The organism is Bacteroidota bacterium (assembly GCA_023957335.1).
In the GTDB taxonomy this organism is placed as follows: domain Bacteria; phylum Bacteroidota; class Bacteroidia; order NS11-12g; family UBA955; genus JALOAG01.
In genome coordinates this window covers 349,668-368,021 of record JAMLHC010000002.1, presented here as the reverse complement: position 1 = coordinate 368,021, position 18,354 = coordinate 349,668, and the positions used below count along the sequence as shown (strand labels likewise).

Annotated in this window: 22 protein-coding genes; 2 read left to right on the top strand and 20 right to left on the bottom strand. The window is 38.8% G+C overall.

Features of this window, described 5'->3' with window-relative positions; all coding sequences use genetic code 11:
- Genes M9892_05070 through M9892_05040 form a run of 7 tightly spaced genes read right to left on the bottom strand, consistent with a single transcriptional unit; the run spans window position 1 to window position 5,607 of the window.
- Complete coding sequence (locus M9892_05070; protein ID MCO5253723.1) at window positions 1–1,002, bottom strand: 2Fe-2S iron-sulfur cluster-binding protein; 1,002 nt, start codon at window positions 1,000–1,002, stop codon at window positions 1–3.
- Between the two features lie 4 nt (window positions 1,003–1,006).
- On the bottom strand, window positions 1,007–2,347 hold the full coding sequence (gene nuoF, locus M9892_05065; GenBank protein ID MCO5253722.1) for an NADH-quinone oxidoreductase subunit NuoF: 1,341 nt from the start codon (window positions 2,345–2,347) through the stop codon (window positions 1,007–1,009).
- 6 nt (window positions 2,348–2,353) lie between these two features.
- Window positions 2,354–2,896 (bottom strand): NADH-quinone oxidoreductase subunit NuoE, encoded by a 543-nt coding sequence (nuoE, locus tag M9892_05060; protein ID MCO5253721.1) that lies wholly within the window; start codon window positions 2,894–2,896, stop codon window positions 2,354–2,356.
- A gap of 14 nt (window positions 2,897–2,910) precedes the next feature.
- On the bottom strand, window positions 2,911–4,125 hold the full coding sequence (locus M9892_05055; protein MCO5253720.1) for an NADH-quinone oxidoreductase subunit D: 1,215 nt from the start codon (window positions 4,123–4,125) through the stop codon (window positions 2,911–2,913).
- A gap of 16 nt (window positions 4,126–4,141) precedes the next feature.
- Window positions 4,142–4,639 carry an NADH-quinone oxidoreductase subunit C gene (locus M9892_05050; protein MCO5253719.1) on the bottom strand — a complete coding sequence of 166 codons (498 nt, stop codon included), beginning with the start codon at window positions 4,637–4,639 and terminating at the stop codon, window positions 4,142–4,144.
- 17 nt (window positions 4,640–4,656) lie between these two features.
- A complete protein-coding gene (locus tag M9892_05045) occupies window positions 4,657–5,217 on the bottom strand; it encodes an NADH-quinone oxidoreductase subunit B (protein ID MCO5253718.1) in 561 nt (186 codons plus the stop codon).
- Window positions 5,218–5,235: 18 nt separating this feature from the next.
- On the bottom strand, window positions 5,236–5,607 hold the full coding sequence (locus M9892_05040; GenBank protein ID MCO5253717.1) for an NADH-quinone oxidoreductase subunit A: 372 nt from the start codon (window positions 5,605–5,607) through the stop codon (window positions 5,236–5,238).
- 308 nt (window positions 5,608–5,915) lie between these two features.
- Between M9892_05040 and M9892_05035 the strand changes: the two genes are divergently transcribed.
- Window positions 5,916–7,484: an IS1182 family transposase gene (locus tag M9892_05035; protein MCO5253716.1), complete on the top strand. Its 1,569-nt coding sequence runs from the start codon at window positions 5,916–5,918 to the stop codon at window positions 7,482–7,484.
- Window positions 7,485–7,517: 33 nt separating this feature from the next.
- On the opposite strand, the gene M9892_05030 is transcribed toward M9892_05035, so the two are convergent.
- From M9892_05030 to M9892_04980, 11 genes are all read right to left on the bottom strand, one after another.
- On the bottom strand, window positions 7,518–8,555 hold the full coding sequence (locus tag M9892_05030; protein MCO5253715.1) for a hypothetical protein: 1,038 nt from the start codon (window positions 8,553–8,555) through the stop codon (window positions 7,518–7,520).
- A 204-nt stretch (window positions 8,556–8,759) separates the two neighbouring features.
- Window positions 8,760–9,110 carry a DUF488 domain-containing protein gene (locus tag M9892_05025; protein ID MCO5253714.1) on the bottom strand — a complete coding sequence of 117 codons (351 nt, stop codon included), beginning with the start codon at window positions 9,108–9,110 and terminating at the stop codon, window positions 8,760–8,762.
- A 28-nt stretch (window positions 9,111–9,138) separates the two neighbouring features.
- The gene (locus M9892_05020; protein ID MCO5253713.1) at window positions 9,139–9,858 is read right to left on the bottom strand and encodes an SDR family oxidoreductase; all 720 of its coding nucleotides are present in this window, start codon (window positions 9,856–9,858) and stop codon (window positions 9,139–9,141) included.
- Window positions 9,858–10,331 (bottom strand): carboxymuconolactone decarboxylase family protein, encoded by a 474-nt coding sequence (locus tag M9892_05015; protein ID MCO5253712.1) that lies wholly within the window; start codon window positions 10,329–10,331, stop codon window positions 9,858–9,860. Before M9892_05015 ends, M9892_05020 begins: the two co-directional genes overlap by 1 nt.
- 24 nt (window positions 10,332–10,355) lie before the next feature.
- Window positions 10,356–10,709, bottom strand: coding sequence for a carboxymuconolactone decarboxylase family protein (locus M9892_05010; protein MCO5253711.1), 354 nt, complete (start codon window positions 10,707–10,709; stop codon window positions 10,356–10,358).
- A gap of 12 nt (window positions 10,710–10,721) precedes the next feature.
- Window positions 10,722–11,141: a DoxX family protein gene (locus M9892_05005; GenBank protein MCO5253710.1), complete on the bottom strand. Its 420-nt coding sequence runs from the start codon at window positions 11,139–11,141 to the stop codon at window positions 10,722–10,724.
- A gap of 59 nt (window positions 11,142–11,200) precedes the next feature.
- A complete protein-coding gene (locus tag M9892_05000; GenBank protein MCO5253709.1) occupies window positions 11,201–11,626 on the bottom strand; it encodes an OsmC family protein in 426 nt (141 codons plus the stop codon).
- Between the two features lie 157 nt (window positions 11,627–11,783).
- Entirely contained in the window at window positions 11,784–12,281 is a 498-nt protein-coding gene (locus M9892_04995) for an HAD hydrolase family protein (GenBank protein MCO5253708.1), read from the bottom strand.
- A 13-nt stretch (window positions 12,282–12,294) separates the two neighbouring features.
- A complete protein-coding gene (gene iscX, locus M9892_04990; protein ID MCO5253707.1) occupies window positions 12,295–12,540 on the bottom strand; it encodes a Fe-S cluster assembly protein IscX in 246 nt (81 codons plus the stop codon).
- A gap of 12 nt (window positions 12,541–12,552) precedes the next feature.
- Window positions 12,553–12,882, bottom strand: a complete 330-nt coding sequence (locus M9892_04985; protein MCO5253706.1) for a (2Fe-2S)-binding protein — start codon at window positions 12,880–12,882, stop codon at window positions 12,553–12,555.
- Window positions 12,883–12,989: 107 nt separating this feature from the next.
- Window positions 12,990–13,526 (bottom strand): hypothetical protein, encoded by a 537-nt coding sequence (locus M9892_04980; GenBank protein MCO5253705.1) that lies wholly within the window; start codon window positions 13,524–13,526, stop codon window positions 12,990–12,992.
- Window positions 13,527–13,706: 180 nt separating this feature from the next.
- Between M9892_04980 and M9892_04975 the strand changes: the two genes are divergently transcribed.
- Entirely contained in the window at window positions 13,707–16,595 is a 2,889-nt protein-coding gene (locus M9892_04975; GenBank protein ID MCO5253704.1) for an insulinase family protein, read from the top strand.
- A 51-nt stretch (window positions 16,596–16,646) separates the two neighbouring features.
- Here the strand turns inward: M9892_04975 and M9892_04970 are convergent, their stop codons facing one another.
- Window positions 16,647–17,414 carry a hypothetical protein gene (locus M9892_04970; protein MCO5253703.1) on the bottom strand — a complete coding sequence of 256 codons (768 nt, stop codon included), beginning with the start codon at window positions 17,412–17,414 and terminating at the stop codon, window positions 16,647–16,649.
- Window positions 17,414–18,310, bottom strand: coding sequence for a M23 family metallopeptidase (locus M9892_04965; protein ID MCO5253702.1), 897 nt, complete (start codon window positions 18,308–18,310; stop codon window positions 17,414–17,416). The genes M9892_04970 and M9892_04965 overlap by 1 nt, the downstream gene beginning before the upstream one ends.
- Between the last annotated feature and the right edge of the window lie 44 nt (window positions 18,311–18,354).

The window sequence follows — 18,354 nt, the reverse complement described above, 5'->3', positions numbered from 1 at the left end:
CTATTGGTCTTTGTGTGATTTTTCGAATATTTCTTTTTGACGAGATAAATCTTGTTTTAGTTTTCGCAACTCTTCATAATGATTTTGTGCAATAACGGAGTGTCTATCTATGTGTCTTGGTTGTTCTATCACCCAATCAGAAAGTTTTTTCTTTTCAAAACGGCAGGTATTACAAATCCAACCGGGTTTGCCATCTTCCATATATTCCACTTCTCCATAAGGATCTCTGCGTACTGTTACCCTTATAATATCGTCACCTGACACCCAAACTGCTGCTTTTCCGCAACATGTATCACAATCTCTATGAGCATCCAGCGGTTTTGTAAACCAAACCCTTGATTTGAATCGGAATGTTTTGTCAGTCAATGCTCCCACCGGACATACATCAATCATGTTGCCACTCCATTCTTGATCAATATTGTTTTGGATATAGGTGGAAATTTCTGACATATAACCTCGGTTAAGCACTCCGTGAACTCTTGTAGGTGCTAACTGTTCGCCAACTTTAACACAACGATAGCACATTATGCAGCGGTTCATGTGTAACTTGATTTGATCTCCGATGTCGCGCATGGGGAATGTTCTGCGTCTAAACTCCTGTCGAGTTTTCTCAGTACCGTGTTCATAGCTCAAATCCTGCAAGTCACATTCTCCTGCTTGGTCGCAAACCGGACAATCCAGTGGATGGTTAAACAATAAAAACTCTACTACCCCTTCACGGGCTTCCAACACTTCTTTGGAAGTGATATTTTCTACCACCATACCGTCCATCACTGTTTGGCGACACGAAGCAACCAATTTGGGCATAGGACGCGGATCTTTTTCCGAGCCTTTTGTTACTTTCACTAAGCAACTGCGACAATATCCGCCACTTGTTTCAAGCTTTGAATAATAACACATAGTAGGCGGAACGATTTCTCCCCCTATCATACGGGCGGCATCCACTATGGTTGTTCCTTCAGGAACCTCTATGGTATATCCATCTATTGTTACTTTTGCCATCTTATCAGATTTCTTGTAAGTTATTTAAACGATAGTAATGTTTAACATCTCGGTTGTGTTCTCCATTACGAATATATTCTTCAAATTCCGAGCGGAAGTGGCGGATTGTAGAAGCTACAGGCCATGCAGCCGCATCTCCAAAGGGACAAATTGTTTTTCCTTCTATTTTTCCTTGTATATCCCATAGTAGGTCAATATGTCTCATTTCTCCTTTGCCATTAACAATTTTGTGAAGTATTTGTTCCATCCACCCTGTGCCCTCTCTGCAAGGTGAGCATTGTCCGCAACTTTCGTGATGATAGAACCTGCTGAAGTTCCACAAATGCTTGACAATACTTGTGCTTTCGTCCATTACGATAAATCCACCTGAGCCGAGCATTGTTCCGGTAGCAAACCCTCCGTCTGCTAAGCTTTCATAAGTCATCAAGCGAGGTGCACCGTCAGCTGTTTTTAAAATCAAATGACTTGGAAGGATGGGTACAGAAGAGCCTCCCGCAACGACAGCTTTGAGTTTTTTGCCGTTTTTGATTCCTCCACAATACTCATCACTGTAAATAAACTCTTCTACAGGGACGCCAAGTTCAATCTCATAGACCCCCGGCTTGTTGATATGACCGGAAGCGGAAATTAACTTGGTTCCTGTGGATTTTCCAACCCCTATTTTTGCATATTCGTCTCCCGAAATACGGATGATAGGAACTACAGCAGCAATTGTTTCTACGTTGTTGACCACAGTAGGACAGCCCCACAAACCTTTTATGGCGGGGAATGGAGGTTTGATGCGTGGATTGCCGCGTTTGCCTTCTAACGATTCGAGTAGAGCAGTTTCTTCTCCGCAGATATATGCGCCCGCACCACAATGGATGTGTAAATCTAAGTCAAAGCCGCAGCCTAAAATATTTTTACCTAAAAATCCTGCTTGATATGCCTCTTCAATGGCTTTTTGCAGGATATGGTATATGTACATCAATTCGCCTCTGATATAAATATAAGCAGTGGTAGCACCAAGGGCATAGCTGGCAATAATCATCCCTTCAATCAGGATGTGAGGTTTATGCTCCATGAGGTATCTATCTTTGAAAGTACCCGGCTCGCTTTCGTCTGCATTGCAAACAAAGTATCTTGGAACACCTTCGGGTTTAGCAATAAAGCTCCATTTCATGCCGGCAGGAAAACCTGCTCCACCTCTGCCTCGCAAGCCTGATTTTTGTACTTCTGCTTGTACTTCTTCCGGCTTCATTTTAAGAGCTTTTTTCAAAGACTCATATCCGCCTTTATTACAATAGCCTGCAAATGTTTTTATTTCAGGATATTCAAGATTGTCTAAAAGTAGTTTGCGTCCCATTGCTTTTTAAGATTTAATTTTTTCTTTTTCCCAATGTGATCTGCGGATATCTGCTTTTCGGCAATCATCCAGAACAGAATCTACTTTTTCTAATGTTAGGTTCTCATGATATGTTTCGCCAATTTGCATCATAGGTGCGGTTCCGCAACTGGCAAGGCACTCAACGGTTTTTAGCGTAAACATTCCATCTGCTGTAGTTTCGCCTTTTTTGATACCCAGTTTATTTTCAATGTAATGCACAATGTCTTCGGCACCCATTAACCAGCAAGGTCCGGTATGGCACACTTCAATTACACATTTGCCTACGGGCTGCATATTAAACATAGTATAGAAAGTTGCCACTTCATATACTTCAATGGGTTGAACTTTAAGTAGCGATGCTACATAGTCCATTACTTGCGGGCTTAACCATCCGTCAAATTCGGCTTGTGCAAGATGAAGTACCGGTAGAATGGTTGATTTTTCTTTCCCTTCCGGATAGTGCTTGGTTATCTTTGCTATTAGTGCTAAGGCTTCATCCGAAAACTGTATTTCTTTTGTCTCATTCATACTAGATTGTTTTTTTAGGCATCTAATTCGCCTGCTATTACATTCATTGAACTCATTGTTAATATGGCATCGCTCAGATAAGCTCCTTTTATCATCTCCGGGTATGCCTGATAATAAATAAAACAAGGTCTGCGAATGTGCATTCTGTAGGGTGTACGGCCGCCATCGCTGACAATGTAAAATCCTAATTCTCCATTTCCTCCTTCCACACAATGATAAACCTCGCCTTTTGGAATAGCGGTTTCACCATAGACAACCTTGAAATGATAAATCAATGCTTCCATTTTATTATAAACATCGTCTTTTTCAGGCAGATAATATTCCGGAACATCCGCATGGTAGGTAGTTTTATCTTCTAATTTTTCTACTTTTTGTATCGCTTGTTTAATAATACTAATGCTTTCCCACATCTCTTGTTCTCTTACCATAAACCTGTCATAGGTGTCACCGCGAGTTCCTACCGGAATTTTAAAATCAAATTCTTCATAAGAGGAATAAGGGCTCATCACTCTTACGTCATAATCTACTCCGGCTGCTCTAAGATTGGGACCTGTAAAAGAATAGGCGAGAGCCTTTTCAGCAGAAATGGGTCCGCAGTTGATGGTCCTATCCATGAAGATACGGTTGCGCACCAACAAAGCCTCAAATTCTTTGAGTGCTTTGGGTAGTTCTTTCAAGATATTGTCGATTTTGAGCCAAGCAGTTTGAGAGAAATCTCTTTCCAAGCCTCCAATTCTGCCAATATTAGAGGTTAGCCTTCCACCGCATATTTGTTCATATACTTCATAAATCAACTCTCTGAACTGATAAATATACAAAAATCCGGTCATGGCTCCGCTATCGACCCCAATTACTGAATTGCAAATGATGTGATCGGAGATGCGTGAAAGTTCCATAATAATAACCCTCAGGTATTCTACGCGTTTGGGTAGTTGAATACCCAGAAGTTTTTCTACAGACATGTGCCATCCCATGTTGTTGATAGGGGCGGAGCAATAATTTAATCGGTCTGTGATGGGGGTATATTGGTAATAGGGTCTTCTTTCTGCTATTTTTTCAAATGCGCGGTGTATATAACCTATTGTGGGTGTGGCTTCAACAATTATTTCCCCATCCATTTTAAGTACATTCTGGAAAATGCCGTGTGTTGCCGGATGTGTGGGACCTAAGTTGAGATAGGTATAGTCCTTTTCTGATATGTCAGCGGTGGCTTCTTTTTTCTCTAACATTGCTTAAATCATTATCTTATCTGCCAAACATTTTGTCGTCTTTATCAAATCGGGCTTGATCCTCGAGCGGATATTCCTTGCGCAGAGGCCAGCCTTCCATACTATCTTCGTTTAAAATTCTTCTCAAATCAGGATGCCCGTCAAATTTGAATCCGAAGAAGTCGTAAGCTTCTCGTTCCATCCAGTTAGCAGCCGGAAAAATATCCGTGATGGTTGGAAAGTGAGGTGGGTCAATGGGGTTGGAAACTTTGAGGCGAACTCTAAGATTGCGCTGCATATTATATAGATGATAGACCATGCAAAATACTTTCTCAGTATGAGGATAGTGAATGCCATTACAGGAAGTGAGGAAAGTGAAACCTTGCTCTTTCATCCATTGTATTGCATCCTTGATTTTGTCTAATGTGATTTCTGCCTCGGAGATGTCATATTGTTTGCCTACATAGACAATGTTGTCGGCAAATTGATTGTGAAGCATCTCTTCAAATTCCTCGGGTTCTATTGTATTAAACATTCTTCGCTCCAATCGTTTTATTTGATACCATAACTCTCCAGCAATGCCAGATATTCGGGCGAATTTCTTCTTCTAAGTGATTCGCTCTCGGCTAATTCCTGAATTTTCATTACGCCCATTAAAATTTGTTCGGGTCTGGGAGGGCATCCCGGAACGTAAATATCGACCGGAATAATGCGGTCAATACCTTGAAGTACACTGTATGAGTCAAATACACCGCCCGAACTGGCGCATGCGCCTACAGCTAATACCCATTTAGGTTCAGCCATTTGCTCATATACTTGGCGCAGTATAGGTCCCATTTTTTTTGCAATAGTTCCCATCACCATCAGCAAGTCTGCCTGACGAGGAGAAAAACTCAAACGCTCGGAACCGAATCGCCCAAGGTCGTAATGTGAAGACATGGTTGACATAAACTCTATTCCGCAACATGAAGTCGCAAATGGAAGCGGCCATAAGGAGTTTTTACGTGCCATCCCAACTGCTTTTTCTAATGAAGTTGCTAAGAAACCATATCCTTCATAGCCTTCTAATTTTTCAGTTGACTGCGTAACTTTCTGAATTTGATTTTCTGACATGTTATTTATTTTCTACGTTCATTCCCACTTTAATGCCCCTTTGCGAACGATATAAATAAAACCAACCAGCAACAAAACAATGAAAACCAGCATGGTAATAAATCCGGTCATCCCCAATTTTAGAAAATTAACTGCCCATGGATACATAAATATAATCTCAACATCAAATAACACAAACAAGATTGCAATCAGAAAATATTTGACTGGAAAAGGTGTTCTTGCATTCTCTTGTGATTCAATACCACATTCGAATGTGTCGAGTTTGATTTTAGATTTTCTTTTGGGTCCTAAAAGGTGGGTAGCAACAAGCGTTGTAGCCACGAACCCTAATGCAACTACAAGCATTATAGCGATTGGGAAATAGTCGGAAGGAACGCTTAATAGAATCATAAAAAGTGGTGTTTAAAACCTGCACGAAAGTAGCCTTTATTACATTCGGAAAATGAATTTTTGCAAAATAAATCGATGATTTTGCAAACGGGTGCTAACAACTGTTATTCAATGTTTTGCATGCATTGATTTACAAAGTTTTGTAATTTTAAATTGCTAATTGAATTGCTGGCGATGGAATCTGTTAATTTCATCGAGCTGGATTCCGTCAAACTGTCTAATAACCTCTTACTTTTTAACACACAGATTGTTAATAAGTTATATCGAAATTAGTTGCTTAACGAATTGATTGTCAGTATATTTACTGCATGAAATTTATACTTGGCAAGGACAGGAATCAAATCAGTTTCTTTTGTTTGGAGGAGCAAATTGAGCATAATCACGAAATCAGGTTGATTGAGTTGTTTGTAAACAGCATCAATTTAGCGGATGCAGGTTTTAAATTGGATTTTATTGAAAATGGGCGTCCCGCTTATCATCCCGGTGATTTGTTGAAGTTGTTTTTGTATGGCTATTTGAACCGCATACGCTCCTCGCGTCAGTTGGAAAAAGAATGTACACGAAACTTAGAGGTGATGTGGCTCATGAGAGGCTTGGTTCCCGATCACAACACCATTGCCAACTTCCGAAAAGACAATCCGAAAGCCATTAAAAATGTATTTCGTTCAACAGTCAGACTTGCACAGCATTTTCAGTTGATTGGCGGCAAACTATTAGCCGGTGACGGAACCAAACTCCGTGCACAAAATTCCAAGAAAAACAACTTTAACGAAAAGAAAATTGAGCGACACATTGCTTATATTGATAACAAACTCGATGAGTACAACTCCATATTAGCAAGCGAAGACAAGGATTTAAGTGAGGAGAAAAAGCAAGAAATCAACGGCAAAATCAACAAACATCAGCAGCATAAAAAACAATACCAAGATTTTCAAAAGCAATTAGACGCTACAGGCGAAGTGCAAATTTCTACTTCTGACCCTGAATCCAGACAAATGATTGTTCGCAACAACATTACAGAGGTGGCTTACAACATCCAAAGCACCGTGGATGCCAAACTCAACATTCCAATTAATTACGAAGTTACCAATGAGAATGATTCCAAAGCCATGGGAAGCATGCTCCAGCAAGCCGTTGAAGTATTAGGAAATAATGAATTTACAGCCGTTTTTGACAAAGGCTACCACACCGGAAGTGAGTTCAAAAAAGCAGATGGACTGGGCGTAGATGTGGTGGTGGCTATTCCTGATATTTCTTCTTCTTCTATGGCTCCTGACCCTTCATACAACGTGGCAAACTTTGTTTTCAATGAAGAAGAAAACGTTTACATCTGTCCGCAGGGAAACGCACTTTCTACCAATGGTAAATGGTACAAAAAAGACCGCAATTATGAAGGAAGAAAAAAGCAGCCACCGATTTTGGTTCAGCATTACAAAACAACAGCCTGCAAAACCTGTCCACTCATCAACTCCTGCACCAAAAACACAAGAGGTAGAGGTAGGGTCATCGAGAGAACAGAATTTGCACCATACATAGAAAAAAACAAACTTCGCATGGAACAAGCCGGTGAACTCTACAGAAAACGACAAGCCATTGTGGAACACCCTTTCGGGATTATCAAACGCCAGTGGGATTTTTACTATGTCATGACCAAACAAGGAATATCAAGAGCCTCTGCCGATGTAGGCTTGATTTTCACCGCCTTTAACCTACGTAGAATCTTTAATCTTCTTGACCCAAATCTGCTTAAAAAGTTCCTCAAAGAACTTGGCTTTATTTTTTCCATTCAGAGGAGTCAATTTAAGGCGTTTTACGACACTTTCTTTTTCAAAAAGTGGGGATCATCTTCTAAAATAAATCTCATTTTAAGTTCCTGAAAGTGGAGTTATTTGCATAGTATTGCGAAAGGATTAATGAGAAATTAGGTTATTAGACAGACTGCCGTTGTGGGCAAACCAGTCAACAAAGCTTTTCCATTTATCTGTGTTGAGGGCTTGCCATTCTTTGAAATTTTGTTCATCTCCATACATCAATATCCCGTGATTATAGGCTTCTAAGTGCCCCGCATCTTCTATTTGTTTTTGAAAAGAAATGAGCGCATTGGGGTAGTTAATGTCATAGCCGTTTTTGTAATATAAGTTGAGAAAGCGGGTGCGGATTGTGTCAAGAGAATTAATATTGATGTCCGATATTCCTTTCAGCGCATTGAACATTGTAGATTCGTAAATATCAGTTTCATAAGATGGTTTGGCGGGGTTTGTTTTCTTTGTCTCTGTTGCGTTTGTGAAATTTAGAATAAAAGAGGTGTCGCTGGTGAATTTAACGGACTTTTTATAGTTGTCAAACATCAGTTTGCTTATTTCATTGAAATATTTGCCGTTGCGCTCTAAATTTAAAAAAATTTCACCGTAAAGCATGCTCCAAACGATTTCGTTTTTGTGGGAATAAATTTTGGTTGCCCAATAGTAGTTTGAAGGGAAAGTGGGTGCTACTTCGATGCCTTTTTCAAAGTATGCTAACGCCTTGTCCAAGTCCTGTGGTTGTGCATTGATATATATGTATCCCATTTCGAGATTTAATGGTCCGGAGTATGGGATTAATCGCAAACCTTCTTGATATGTTTCAAAGGCTTTTTGTCCTTTACCATAGTATCCATACGCATTGCCCAGCAGTTGATAGACTAAGTCTGTAACATCTTTGTGATTTTTTAATCCTTCTAAAATAGTGATGGCTTTTTTATACTTACGTTGTAAGTAATATGCGTATGCAATTTCATACGGATAGGTAATGTTGGTAGGGTCGAGTTTCTTACACTCTTTTAATATCTTAATGCTTTTGGCATAATAACCTTGATCCATTAGTTTAATGGCTTCCTGATTTATTCTGGCAGCTTTTTCAGCATTAGTTTTGGATGTTTGTCCCCACGTAAGTTGACAGGACAGTATCATTATCAAGGATAAATATAGTGACTTAATGCTTAATAGGTTCATTATGGGTTGCAATATTGAGTAAGGCTTAATAGAAATTTTAATACGTCTTGCAGAGGGTGTTTTTATGTGGCAATACTAACACAAGCACAATAATTTGCCAAAATTAAAAATTGAAATTAAGAGGCAAGTGCAGAGTTAAACAGTACAAATCTGAGAGTTCGTTCATATATGTTCAATCGCTTCTTTGAGTACGACTGCCTGATTGTGTTTCTCGTCTTTAGCCCCATACACTAAACACACTTGATGTTTGTTTGTAAGGTCGGCAATGCGTTTCAGTTCAGTTTTCTGATTATGTAATTCAGCAATGTATTTCTTTTTGAATTCTGGATAAAGTGCAGGGTCATGATTGAACCATTTTCGTAGTTCGGTACTGGGTCCCAGTTCTTTTAACCATTCTTTGATTTGTGCGTGGTCTTTACTGATTCCTCTGGGCCACAGACGGTCCACAAGAATCCTGTATCCGTCATCTTTGGTGGCAGATTCATAGACTCTTTTGATGATAATTTTGCTCATGTCTATTCAATATTAAGTATAGATAACGTTAAAGTTTTTTAGCTTGTTTGGGGTTCAGTGGTCTGATTGTTAATTCATTAATTAACATATTGTCGGGGGTTTCTAAAATATGTATGATGGTTGCAGCAAGGTCATTTGGGTGGAGCATATTGTCGTGTGCTTCGATTCCGGAGTTTTTGAAAAAATCAGTTTCTATGGAACCGGGATTCACACAGGTAACCTTGATTTTGTACGCGCGTAGTTCTTTGTATAGTGCATCACTAAAGCCATTGATTGCGTATTTGGTTGCGCAATAAGCGCTGCCTTCTTCGCGTCCCATAGTGCCCAGAATGGAGCCTATATTAATAATGTGTGTTACGTTCTTGTTTTTTTTGAGATAGGGTACAAGTTGTGATGTGATAAAATACATCCCGTTTAGGTTGGTATCTATCATTTGCAACCAGTCTGCGGAAGATGTTTCGTCTATTTTCTTAAAAAAACCAATTCCGGCATTGTTAATCAAAATGTCGGGTAATTTATTTTTGGAAAATGTGCTATTAGCCCAAGTTGCTATGTTTTCTTGTTGGGTGATATCCATTGGTATTGCAATAAAATTTTCGCCCAATTTATCTTTAAGCTTTGTGAGTGCTTGGGTGTTTCTGGCAAGCCCGAATACATGTGCTCCTTTTTGTACCAATGCAGTTGCAAGTGCAGCACCCAATCCGGTGCTTGCACCTGTTACCACAGCAATCTTGCCTTTTAATTGCATTACTTATTGCTTGAAGAACCGTGACTTCCGGGTTGATAGGTGCCGGCTTCTGTTCTAAAACTGATTGCCAGTCTATTCCATCCATTGATTGCAATAATTGCCATGGTTAAAGCAACCAATTCTTGCTCGGTAAAATGTTTTTTAACAGCATTGTAAATAGAGTCCGGAACATGATTTTGTGAAATTAGTGTAACTGCTTCTGTCCATTCAAGTGCAGCACGTTCTCTTTCGGAATAGAAAGGAGTTTCGCGCCAAGCGGGCAGACAGTACAGTCGTTGTTCGGTTTCGCCATAGTGTCTCGCATCTTTGGTGTGCATGTCAAGGCAGTAGGCGCAGCCATTGATTTGTGATGCTCTTGTTTTGACTAATTCATATAAACTTTTTTCAATACCTGAATTAGCTGCATATTCTTCTAAGCCAAGCATGGCTTTCATTGCTTTGGGGTCAACTGCCCCGTAATTTAATCTGGTCATTTTTATTTTTTATTAAGAGTTTAATTAGGTCTGTTCTTTGTTTTCAGCTTTTTCCATTGCATCCATCGCAATAGTAGCGTGCGCATAAGCCGCACCTGCTCGCATCTCGGATGCAACCCATATTGCTTCCATGATTTCTTGTTTGCTTGCGCCTTTGCGCATGGCTATAGGCACATGTGCTTTTATACAATAAGGACATTGTGTTACATGTGCAACCGCAACGGCAATCAGTTGTTTGGTCTTTTCATCCAGAACTCCTTCTTTGAAAACTGTTCTGCTGAAATTTCTCCATGCTTCTATTTGTTTGGGTGCTAAATCTGCTTTCTTTCTTTTATCTTCCGCTGTGGAAGGCGGATATAATTCGTTGTTTTCGTTCATGATTTGATGTTTTTATTTGAATTCTAAAAATTTAACTTTAAAAGTGCTCAGCGCAAAAGCTGCCGCGGATGCACTATAAACTGAATAACTTAACACTGTGGGTATTCCCACGGTAAGACTCATGAAAATAGCAAATAACAATAGCAGCAATCCGCTTAATCTTGCGACCTGACTTGTTTTCCAGCCGATGAGTAAACAAATTCCAAAAACTATTTCACCGATGGTGGCAATAATGGCTAAAGTGAGCACTATCCAATATGGAAACCAAGGCATTAGTTTGGCGGAGTATGCCATAAAGTTGCTCCAATTACCCCACAAGACTGTGTTGGGATTCAAAATCCCCAATATGTCATTAAACCTGTCAATGGATGCGTACAAAAAACTTGCTGATAATGATAAGCGTAAAAATATTTTGATGATTTTGATTTCCATAGATTTAGTTGTAAAAAAACAAAAGCCGCTTTGGTTGACGGCTTTTGTTTGTGGTTATATTACTGTGCGCTTGCTAATGTTGCGTCTAATGTAATTTCGCATTTCAAAACCTTGCTGATAGGGCAGGCTTGTTTTGCATGATTCGCAATTTCCAAAAATTTAGCTTGTGATATTCCGGGAACTTTTGCGTGCAATGTTAAATGTGAACTTGTGATTTCAAGCTTTTCGTGGTTCATTGACAATTCGCACTTTGCTTCAAGGGATTCAGGTTTAAAACCTTCTTTTCCTAAAAGTAAGCTGGTTGCCATTGCGAAACATCCGGCATGTGAAGCTGCTAATAGTTCATCAGGATTAGTACCTGAACCGTTTTCAAAACGTGATTTGTAGGAGTATTGGGCATTGTCCAAAACTTTACTGCGGGTGGTGATTTTACCGTTCCCTTCTTTTACTGAGCCGTTCCATACGGCATGTGCTACGTGTTTGATCATGACATTAAAAATTTAAGTTGTTACATAAAATGCTTTTTGCATTTTTCTGCTTTCAAAGCTACTTCATGTTCTGAGTGTTGAATTGATAATTCTATGAGATTAAGATTGTTTGATATGAAAAAAATGAACTCTGTTTGAAACAAAAATAAGATCATTACATCCATTGTCCTTTGACCTTGAGTGTTTTTTCGATTACGTCTCGCACACATTCGTGCCCTCCAATATTGGGCGAGATATAACTGCAAATTTCTTTTACTTCAACAACTGCATTAGCCGGACAACAAGGTACACCACACTTTCTCAATATTTCTATATCAGGAATGTCATCCCCCATATAGAGCACTTCTGTGGGTTTAAGTTCATATTCCTCTATGAGTTTGTCAAATATTTCAATCTTATTTCTAACGCCCAGATAAACTTCTTTGATGCCAAGGTACAATAGTCGCTCTTTAACCCCTTGGGAGTTTCCTCCACTTATAATAGCAATCAAATAGCCGGATTCCATTGCTTTTTTGAGTGCATAACCGTCTTTAATGGACATATTCCTCAGTTGTGCTCCTTCTTCGGTAATCAACACCCTGCCGTCAGACAAAACCCCATCTACGTCAAAGATAAAGGCTTTTACTTGTGTGAGTTTTTCGAGTATCAGCATGATTTAAATTAGCTTAATCTTGGTTGTCGCGCCACTCATAGACCCATTGGCTTTGGATCATCTCCAAATGCCCTTCGTTACATTCTTCTCTTTTGCCGGCAAAGTTTGGAAGTTCCAATACCCACTCAATTAAATCTGTAAAACGAATGCGGTAGATTTTGCTTTCATTAAATTCATCTCCAAATTTTTCATACAAAGACATTGCTATGTCTTCATGGTCTTTCCAATGAATGGGTGGTTCAAATGCTTTATGTTCCATGTTTTGATTTGTTTAACTTCCTATAATGTCCGATTGATCGGGTATGGTTACTGTCAGATGTGCATCTGCGTTTTCTAATACACACTGACATGCAAGGCGGGAATTAATTCGAGGGTTTCTTGCTCTGTCCACAAAATCTTCTTCGTCATCGCTCATTTCTTGCACATTTTCCTCACCTTCTTCAAAATAGATATGACAGGTTGAACAAGCACAAACGCCTCCGCAGTTATGATTTAAATGAATATCGTTGTCGAGTGCTACTTCCAGCACACTTTCTCCTTCGTCTATATCATGTGTTACTTCAGGTGTGCCGTCTTCAAATTTATATGTTACTTTTCCCATGGAATGATTAGATTAATTTGGTGGGCAAAGTTAGACATTATTGTAACTCAAAAATAGTTTATTTAGAATGTTTATAAATAAAAGGATGTATTAATGAATCTTTCCCGCTATTTATCGAGCTTTTCATCCAACTCTTTTTTCCTTAGTTGCTTGTCATCAATTTCGGTTGTTTTGGTTTGGAACCATTCAGCTGTTTTTGCTGTTGTATAGCCAAAAGGCGAAATTTCTTTGATAAACTTATTCGTTAACTTTTTTGTACTGTCTTCGCTGCCCGTACACAAAGTAGTCTCGACTGCAAGTTGTGTTGAGAGTTTAGAAAAAATATAGGCACTCTCATAGTTTTTGCTTTCAATCTCTTTGAGCTCATCTTTTTCAAATTTGTCTTCTATCAGTTTGGTGTAGGGTTTAACAATGCAATCACAAATGTCTTGTGAGCTCTCATTCATACAGAATTTTTTGTTGAGATTGTCTCTCGAAAAAATATTATTGTTAAAAGGAGGAAGGTTGAAGAGATATAATCCGAGCAGAATTGCAGGGATAAAAAGGAGAACACCAATTAGTTTTAAAATGAATTTACCGGCAAATCGAATCAGCAATAGCGCTGAAACAATAATCACAATGAGGATGATGGCTGAAGAAGACATGAGGGCAAAATTGCTAGTATGTTTTGAAAGTTAATTAAATTTTTATAAACAACACTGCTCAAATGTTGTTTAAGAGGTTCATTCACATTGATTTAACAACAAGTCATTCTTTTTGGTCGAAGCTTTGATGAGAAAGAAATTCTATGCTTACTTTTGAACCGCAATTCAGCAAAAAGAATTATGAATAAAATTTTTAGATTAATTACAGTAGTAAGTCTGATAATGATACCATTATCAGCAGTACCACAGAGTTTAGGTCCCGTTAAATTCATTGAGAAAGTGGAAGCAAAACCAGGGCAGTATATCATACCATACAGCAAATATGAACTTGCAAATGGCTTGACTTTGATAATAAATCAAGATAATTCCTCTCCTGTGGTGCATGTCGAAGTTACCTACAAAGTAGGTTCAGACAGAGAATTGCCGGGACGCTCAGGGTTTGCACACTTCTTTGAACACATGATGTTTCAAGGTTCTGAGCACGTTGCAGATGAAGAACATTTTAAAATTGTACAAGGTGCCGGTGGTGATATGAACGGAACCACAAATAGAGACAGGACGAACTATTTTGAAACCTTGCCCAGCAATATGCTTGAAACTGCACTTTGGCTTGAAGCAGACAGAATGGGATTTTTACCCAATGCATTTACTGTAGAGAAGTTTGAAGTTCAACGCAAAACTGTTAAAAATGAAAAAGCTCAGAATTATGATGTGCCTTATGGGTTTGTTTCTGAAGTAAAAGATCAGTTGCTCTATCCGGCAGGTCATCCTTACTCATGGCCAACCATCGGGTTTACAGAAGACCTTGACCGTGCAACCAGAGAAGATTTGAATTCTTTTTTCTTGCGTTATTATGGACCTAACAATGCTATCCTTGTAGTTGCAGGCGATGTGCAAGTGGATAGTGTTGTCAAATTAGTGGACAAATATTTTGGTTCAATTCCAAGAGGACCGGAGGTGAAAAAACTCAATCCTGTCCCCGTAAGACTGCCGGAAAGTGACTTTAAGACTTATAAAGACAATATATTCCTGCCGCTCACGCTCTTTGTATATCCTACGGTCCCCAACTATCACAAAGACGAAGCTGCTTTGGATATCCTCGCACAATTAATGTCAGGAGGCAGAAACTCAGTGTTCTATAAGAATTTTATTAAAGCCGAAAAAGCAGTTGAAATTAATGTGTATCATCCGGCTTTTGAATTGTCAGGTGAATTTACCATACAAGCGGTTGCTTATCCGGGAATATCACCGCTGGAAACTCGCGACCTTATCTTAAAGACAATTGAAGATTTTGAGAAAGAAGGTTTTACCGAATCTGATTTAGAAAGAGTAAAGGAAAGTTTTATTTCCGGTATGTATGGTTCACTTGAAACCAATGCTGGCAAAGCGTCATTGCTTACCGGATATGAGATGCTATTGCCGGGCAAAGGGTTTAACCTCGACCAAGACATTGAACGGTATAAAAAAGTAAACAAAGGCGATGTGATGAGGGTGTTTTTGAGATATATCAAAAACAAAAATTATGCATGCATTACAGTTGAAAGAGACCCTATTTTTGACCAACCGGGCACAAAGAAAGCCCCTTTTGTGAGTGTTAATCCTTATGTGGACGCTAAACCTGATTATTCAGAATTTGAAGGTTTGGTTTACAAAAGACCCGTTGATAATTTTGACAGAAGTAAAAAACCTGTACCTCCTGCTCCAAAAGTGGTTGAAGCTCCTCAATTCTTTAAGTTTACTACTCAAAATGGTGTGGACGTGATTGGAACCGAAAGCAAAAAAACTCCAAGGGTAATGTTTATGATTAATTTTGATGGAGGACAATTATTTGAAGACGGAAAGAAAATCCCTTATGGAACAGCCTTCTTTACCGCTCAAATGATGAATGAAAGTACTAAAAAATACCCTGCTGCTGACTTAGAAGCCAAAATGGAAACGCTGGGAAGCAGTATCAGTTTCTCGGGTGGAGGTTCAGGTATTGTTGCTTATGTGAGTTGTTATAAAGACAAACTGGATGAAACGATGGAATTGCTTGAAGAGATGATGTTTAGCCCTAATTTTGAACGTGCTGACTTTGATTTGCTTCGCAAACGTCTTTCAGAGTCAGTTGCTAACCAAAGACTTAGTTCTTCTACTGTTGCTTCTAAAGCATTTAGCAGATTGATTTATAGTGATAAGAATCCTCTGGGTAAATTTGCTACCGGCAATTATAACGAGTTTGTTAAAATCAAACTTGAAGATATTGTAAGGTATTATCAAAGCTTTATTACACCTCAATACACCAAAGTAATTATGGTGGGAGATTTGACGCAAGATGAGGTTAAAAATGCTTTGAGTTTTATGAATAAATGGGAGAAAAAAGATATTTCAATCCCTACTTTTGATAAATTCCCTGAATATCAAACAACGCAAGTGTTTTTGATAAACAAAGACTTTGCTTCTCAGTCGTATTTGTCTATCGGAAACAGAGCGCTCCCTTATGACACGTATGGCGATTTCTTCAAAGCCAATGTGATGAATTATGTGTTGGGAGGAAGTTTTAACTCCAGATTAAACCTTTCTATCAGAGAAGACCACGGTTGGACCTATGGCATTCGCTCAGGATTTACTTCAGGTGTAAAACAATATCCCGGCTATTATATTATTGGCGCAAGTGTAAAAGCAGAGGCTACCGACAGTTCCATTATTGAGATTTTTAAGATTATTAAAAAATATAGAGACGAAGGGATTACGGATGAAGAGCTTAGCTTTACAAAAAATTCTTTGGTGGCAAGTGATGCACTTAACTATGAATCTTCCTTTGACAAAGCTTCATTCTTGAGAGGCATTGTGTTGAGAAATTTGGATGCTGACTATAAGAAAAAGCAAGCTGATATTATCAATTCTCTAACGAAAGAGGATATTAATAAGTTTGCAAAACAATACCTTGACCCCGACAATATGATTATTGTGGTTGTTGGAACACAATCTTTGTTGAAACCAAAATTAGAAGAACTTGGCTTTGGCAAAGTTCAGATTTTGAATAACAATGCAGAAGGAAGTGTGAAGATTTATAAAAAGAAGAAATAAAGAGACTGCTTATCAAGATAAAAAGCCGTTCGGTATTGCCGGACGGCTTTTTTATTTTTTTTGAGTAAGCAATCTGCCACTATTGTCAATTGTAGCAGTAAATTGATTCAATATATGACATTCGCGGGTGTCACAATTAACTTCCATTATATGAATAGTTTCTTTTTCATCAATATAAAATAAGCGCAAGTAGATTTTGTCTTCTAACTGTTTCATCAGATAAAGATTAAGAACTTTGGCTTCATTTGAAGCAGAATCAATCAAAACCAAGTTTCCATATTCAGAACAGCCGTCAGGTGACACTGTTGAATCACTTTCGCTTTCATTGTGAACATTACCAAAGGCATAATAACTCTTGTACTTGCCGAGATTTGGCAGTTTGATAATGATGCTGTCAGTAGTGGCAATATTGTCGCAGGTTAAATCGTCTTCACTGAAGTACTTGATGTATTTGGTTTTTTTGATTTTGGGTTTAGCAATCGGAACATAGTTGTTAATTTGTTGAAGACATTTATTTATATCCAAAAGGGCTTTTTGATATACACTAAATCCCATGTCGCGTGTGCCTGAGCGGTCAATGATTCTCCACTCATTTGTAAAAGCAAAATTGGCTACTGTCGGGCAACCAAATGGGTATTGGTCATAAGAGAGAGGTCTGCCGGATTTTTGAGTATTGTTTTCAATGGGGGGGAGGTCTTCTATTATCGGATTGTTTGTGGTAACGTTAGGTTGTTGAGTTGACTCAGTGCCGGAGGAGCAAGAGAATAGACCCAGCAAGCACAAAGTCATGCAACTTAGAGCAAGAGTATTTTTTTTCATTAATTAAATCTAATAAAGTTGAGGGGATTGAGGGTGATTCCGTTATGCCATAATTCAAAATGGAGGTGAGGTCCGCTGGATAAATTACCGGTATTGCCAACCACCCCAATTACTTCACCTGCATTAACTCTGGCGCCTCTTTTGCTGAAAACTTGTGCACAGTGCTTATACACGGTCATCCAATTGTCCGGATGTTGAATACACACTACATTGCCAAAATCGGGCGTCCACCCTGTCAAAATAACTGTTCCGTCCAATGCGGCTTTTACGGTTTCGTCTTTGTTAGGAACTATGTCAATTGCCGGATGTTGGCTTGCTTCAAATACGGATGTTACCTTGCCCGTTATAGGGGGGTAAAATAGCCCTGACATTTGACTTAGACCGCTTTGTTCTGCTGTATAGGCAAAAACATTTTCAGAAGGTTCCATAAAGAGAGTCGAAGCTTGTGCTTTGTCGTCATTGGACGAGTCATTACTGATAATTTTCTCGTGTTCTTTATATTCAGTGTTCACATCTATTTGGTCTTGGAGCATTGCAATATCGGTCTTAGTGAGTTTGTCCCCACGAAGAAGCATGTCCAATAACACTTTCTTTTCTTCTAATTTATGAATAGAGTTTTCAATATCATTGAGTGTCGCCAATAATTCTTTTTTTTGCTTCCTATCTCTATCATGTTCATAACCGGGCATATAAACTCGAAGTGGAGGAATGGCAACAATCATTAGCCAGCTGATAAGAAAAAACAAGAGAAAACCACCCAGAAAAAGCATTAAAACACTCAAAGGGGTGAGTCTGATAGTAGCTTTTTCTTGAAAATTAGACTCGTTGATAAGCATCAAACGATAGCGATTGCGTAGCTTTCTAATCCAACTCGGACGCTTTTTCGGGTTTTTCATGAAAAGTTATCAGAAGTAAAATATTTTCGCGGTTTCAAAGTTAT

Coding starts and splice junctions, on each gene's coding strand:
- M9892_05070 (MCO5253723.1), bottom strand. CDS start 1,002: ATGGCAAAAGTAACAATAGATGGATATACCATAGAGGTTCCTGAAGGA.
- nuoF (MCO5253722.1), bottom strand. CDS start 2,347: ATGGGACGCAAACTACTTTTAGACAATCTTGAATATCCTGAAATAAAA.
- nuoE (MCO5253721.1), bottom strand. CDS start 2,896: ATGAATGAGACAAAAGAAATACAGTTTTCGGATGAAGCCTTAGCACTA.
- M9892_05055 (MCO5253720.1), bottom strand. CDS start 4,125: ATGTTAGAGAAAAAAGAAGCCACCGCTGACATATCAGAAAAGGACTAT.
- M9892_05050 (MCO5253719.1), bottom strand. CDS start 4,639: ATGTTTAATACAATAGAACCCGAGGAATTTGAAGAGATGCTTCACAAT.
- M9892_05045 (MCO5253718.1), bottom strand. CDS start 5,217: ATGTCAGAAAATCAAATTCAGAAAGTTACGCAGTCAACTGAAAAATTA.
- M9892_05040 (MCO5253717.1), bottom strand. CDS start 5,607: ATGATTCTATTAAGCGTTCCTTCCGACTATTTCCCAATCGCTATAATG.
- M9892_05035 (MCO5253716.1), top strand. CDS start 5,916: ATGAAATTTATACTTGGCAAGGACAGGAATCAAATCAGTTTCTTTTGT.
- M9892_05030 (MCO5253715.1), bottom strand. CDS start 8,555: ATGATACTGTCCTGTCAACTTACGTGGGGACAAACATCCAAAACTAAT.
- M9892_05025 (MCO5253714.1), bottom strand. CDS start 9,110: ATGAGCAAAATTATCATCAAAAGAGTCTATGAATCTGCCACCAAAGAT.
- M9892_05020 (MCO5253713.1), bottom strand. CDS start 9,858: ATGCAATTAAAAGGCAAGATTGCTGTGGTAACAGGTGCAAGCACCGGA.
- M9892_05015 (MCO5253712.1), bottom strand. CDS start 10,331: ATGACCAGATTAAATTACGGGGCAGTTGACCCCAAAGCAATGAAAGCC.
- M9892_05010 (MCO5253711.1), bottom strand. CDS start 10,709: ATGAACGAAAACAACGAATTATATCCGCCTTCCACAGCGGAAGATAAA.
- M9892_05005 (MCO5253710.1), bottom strand. CDS start 11,141: ATGGAAATCAAAATCATCAAAATATTTTTACGCTTATCATTATCAGCA.
- M9892_04995 (MCO5253708.1), bottom strand. CDS start 12,281: ATGCTGATACTCGAAAAACTCACACAAGTAAAAGCCTTTATCTTTGAC.
- iscX (MCO5253707.1), bottom strand. CDS start 12,540: ATGGAACATAAAGCATTTGAACCACCCATTCATTGGAAAGACCATGAA.
- M9892_04985 (MCO5253706.1), bottom strand. CDS start 12,882: ATGGGAAAAGTAACATATAAATTTGAAGACGGCACACCTGAAGTAACA.
- M9892_04980 (MCO5253705.1), bottom strand. CDS start 13,526: ATGTCTTCTTCAGCCATCATCCTCATTGTGATTATTGTTTCAGCGCTA.
- M9892_04975 (MCO5253704.1), top strand. CDS start 13,707: ATGAATAAAATTTTTAGATTAATTACAGTAGTAAGTCTGATAATGATA.
- M9892_04970 (MCO5253703.1), bottom strand. CDS start 17,414: ATGAAAAAAAATACTCTTGCTCTAAGTTGCATGACTTTGTGCTTGCTG.
- M9892_04965 (MCO5253702.1), bottom strand. CDS start 18,310: ATGAAAAACCCGAAAAAGCGTCCGAGTTGGATTAGAAAGCTACGCAAT.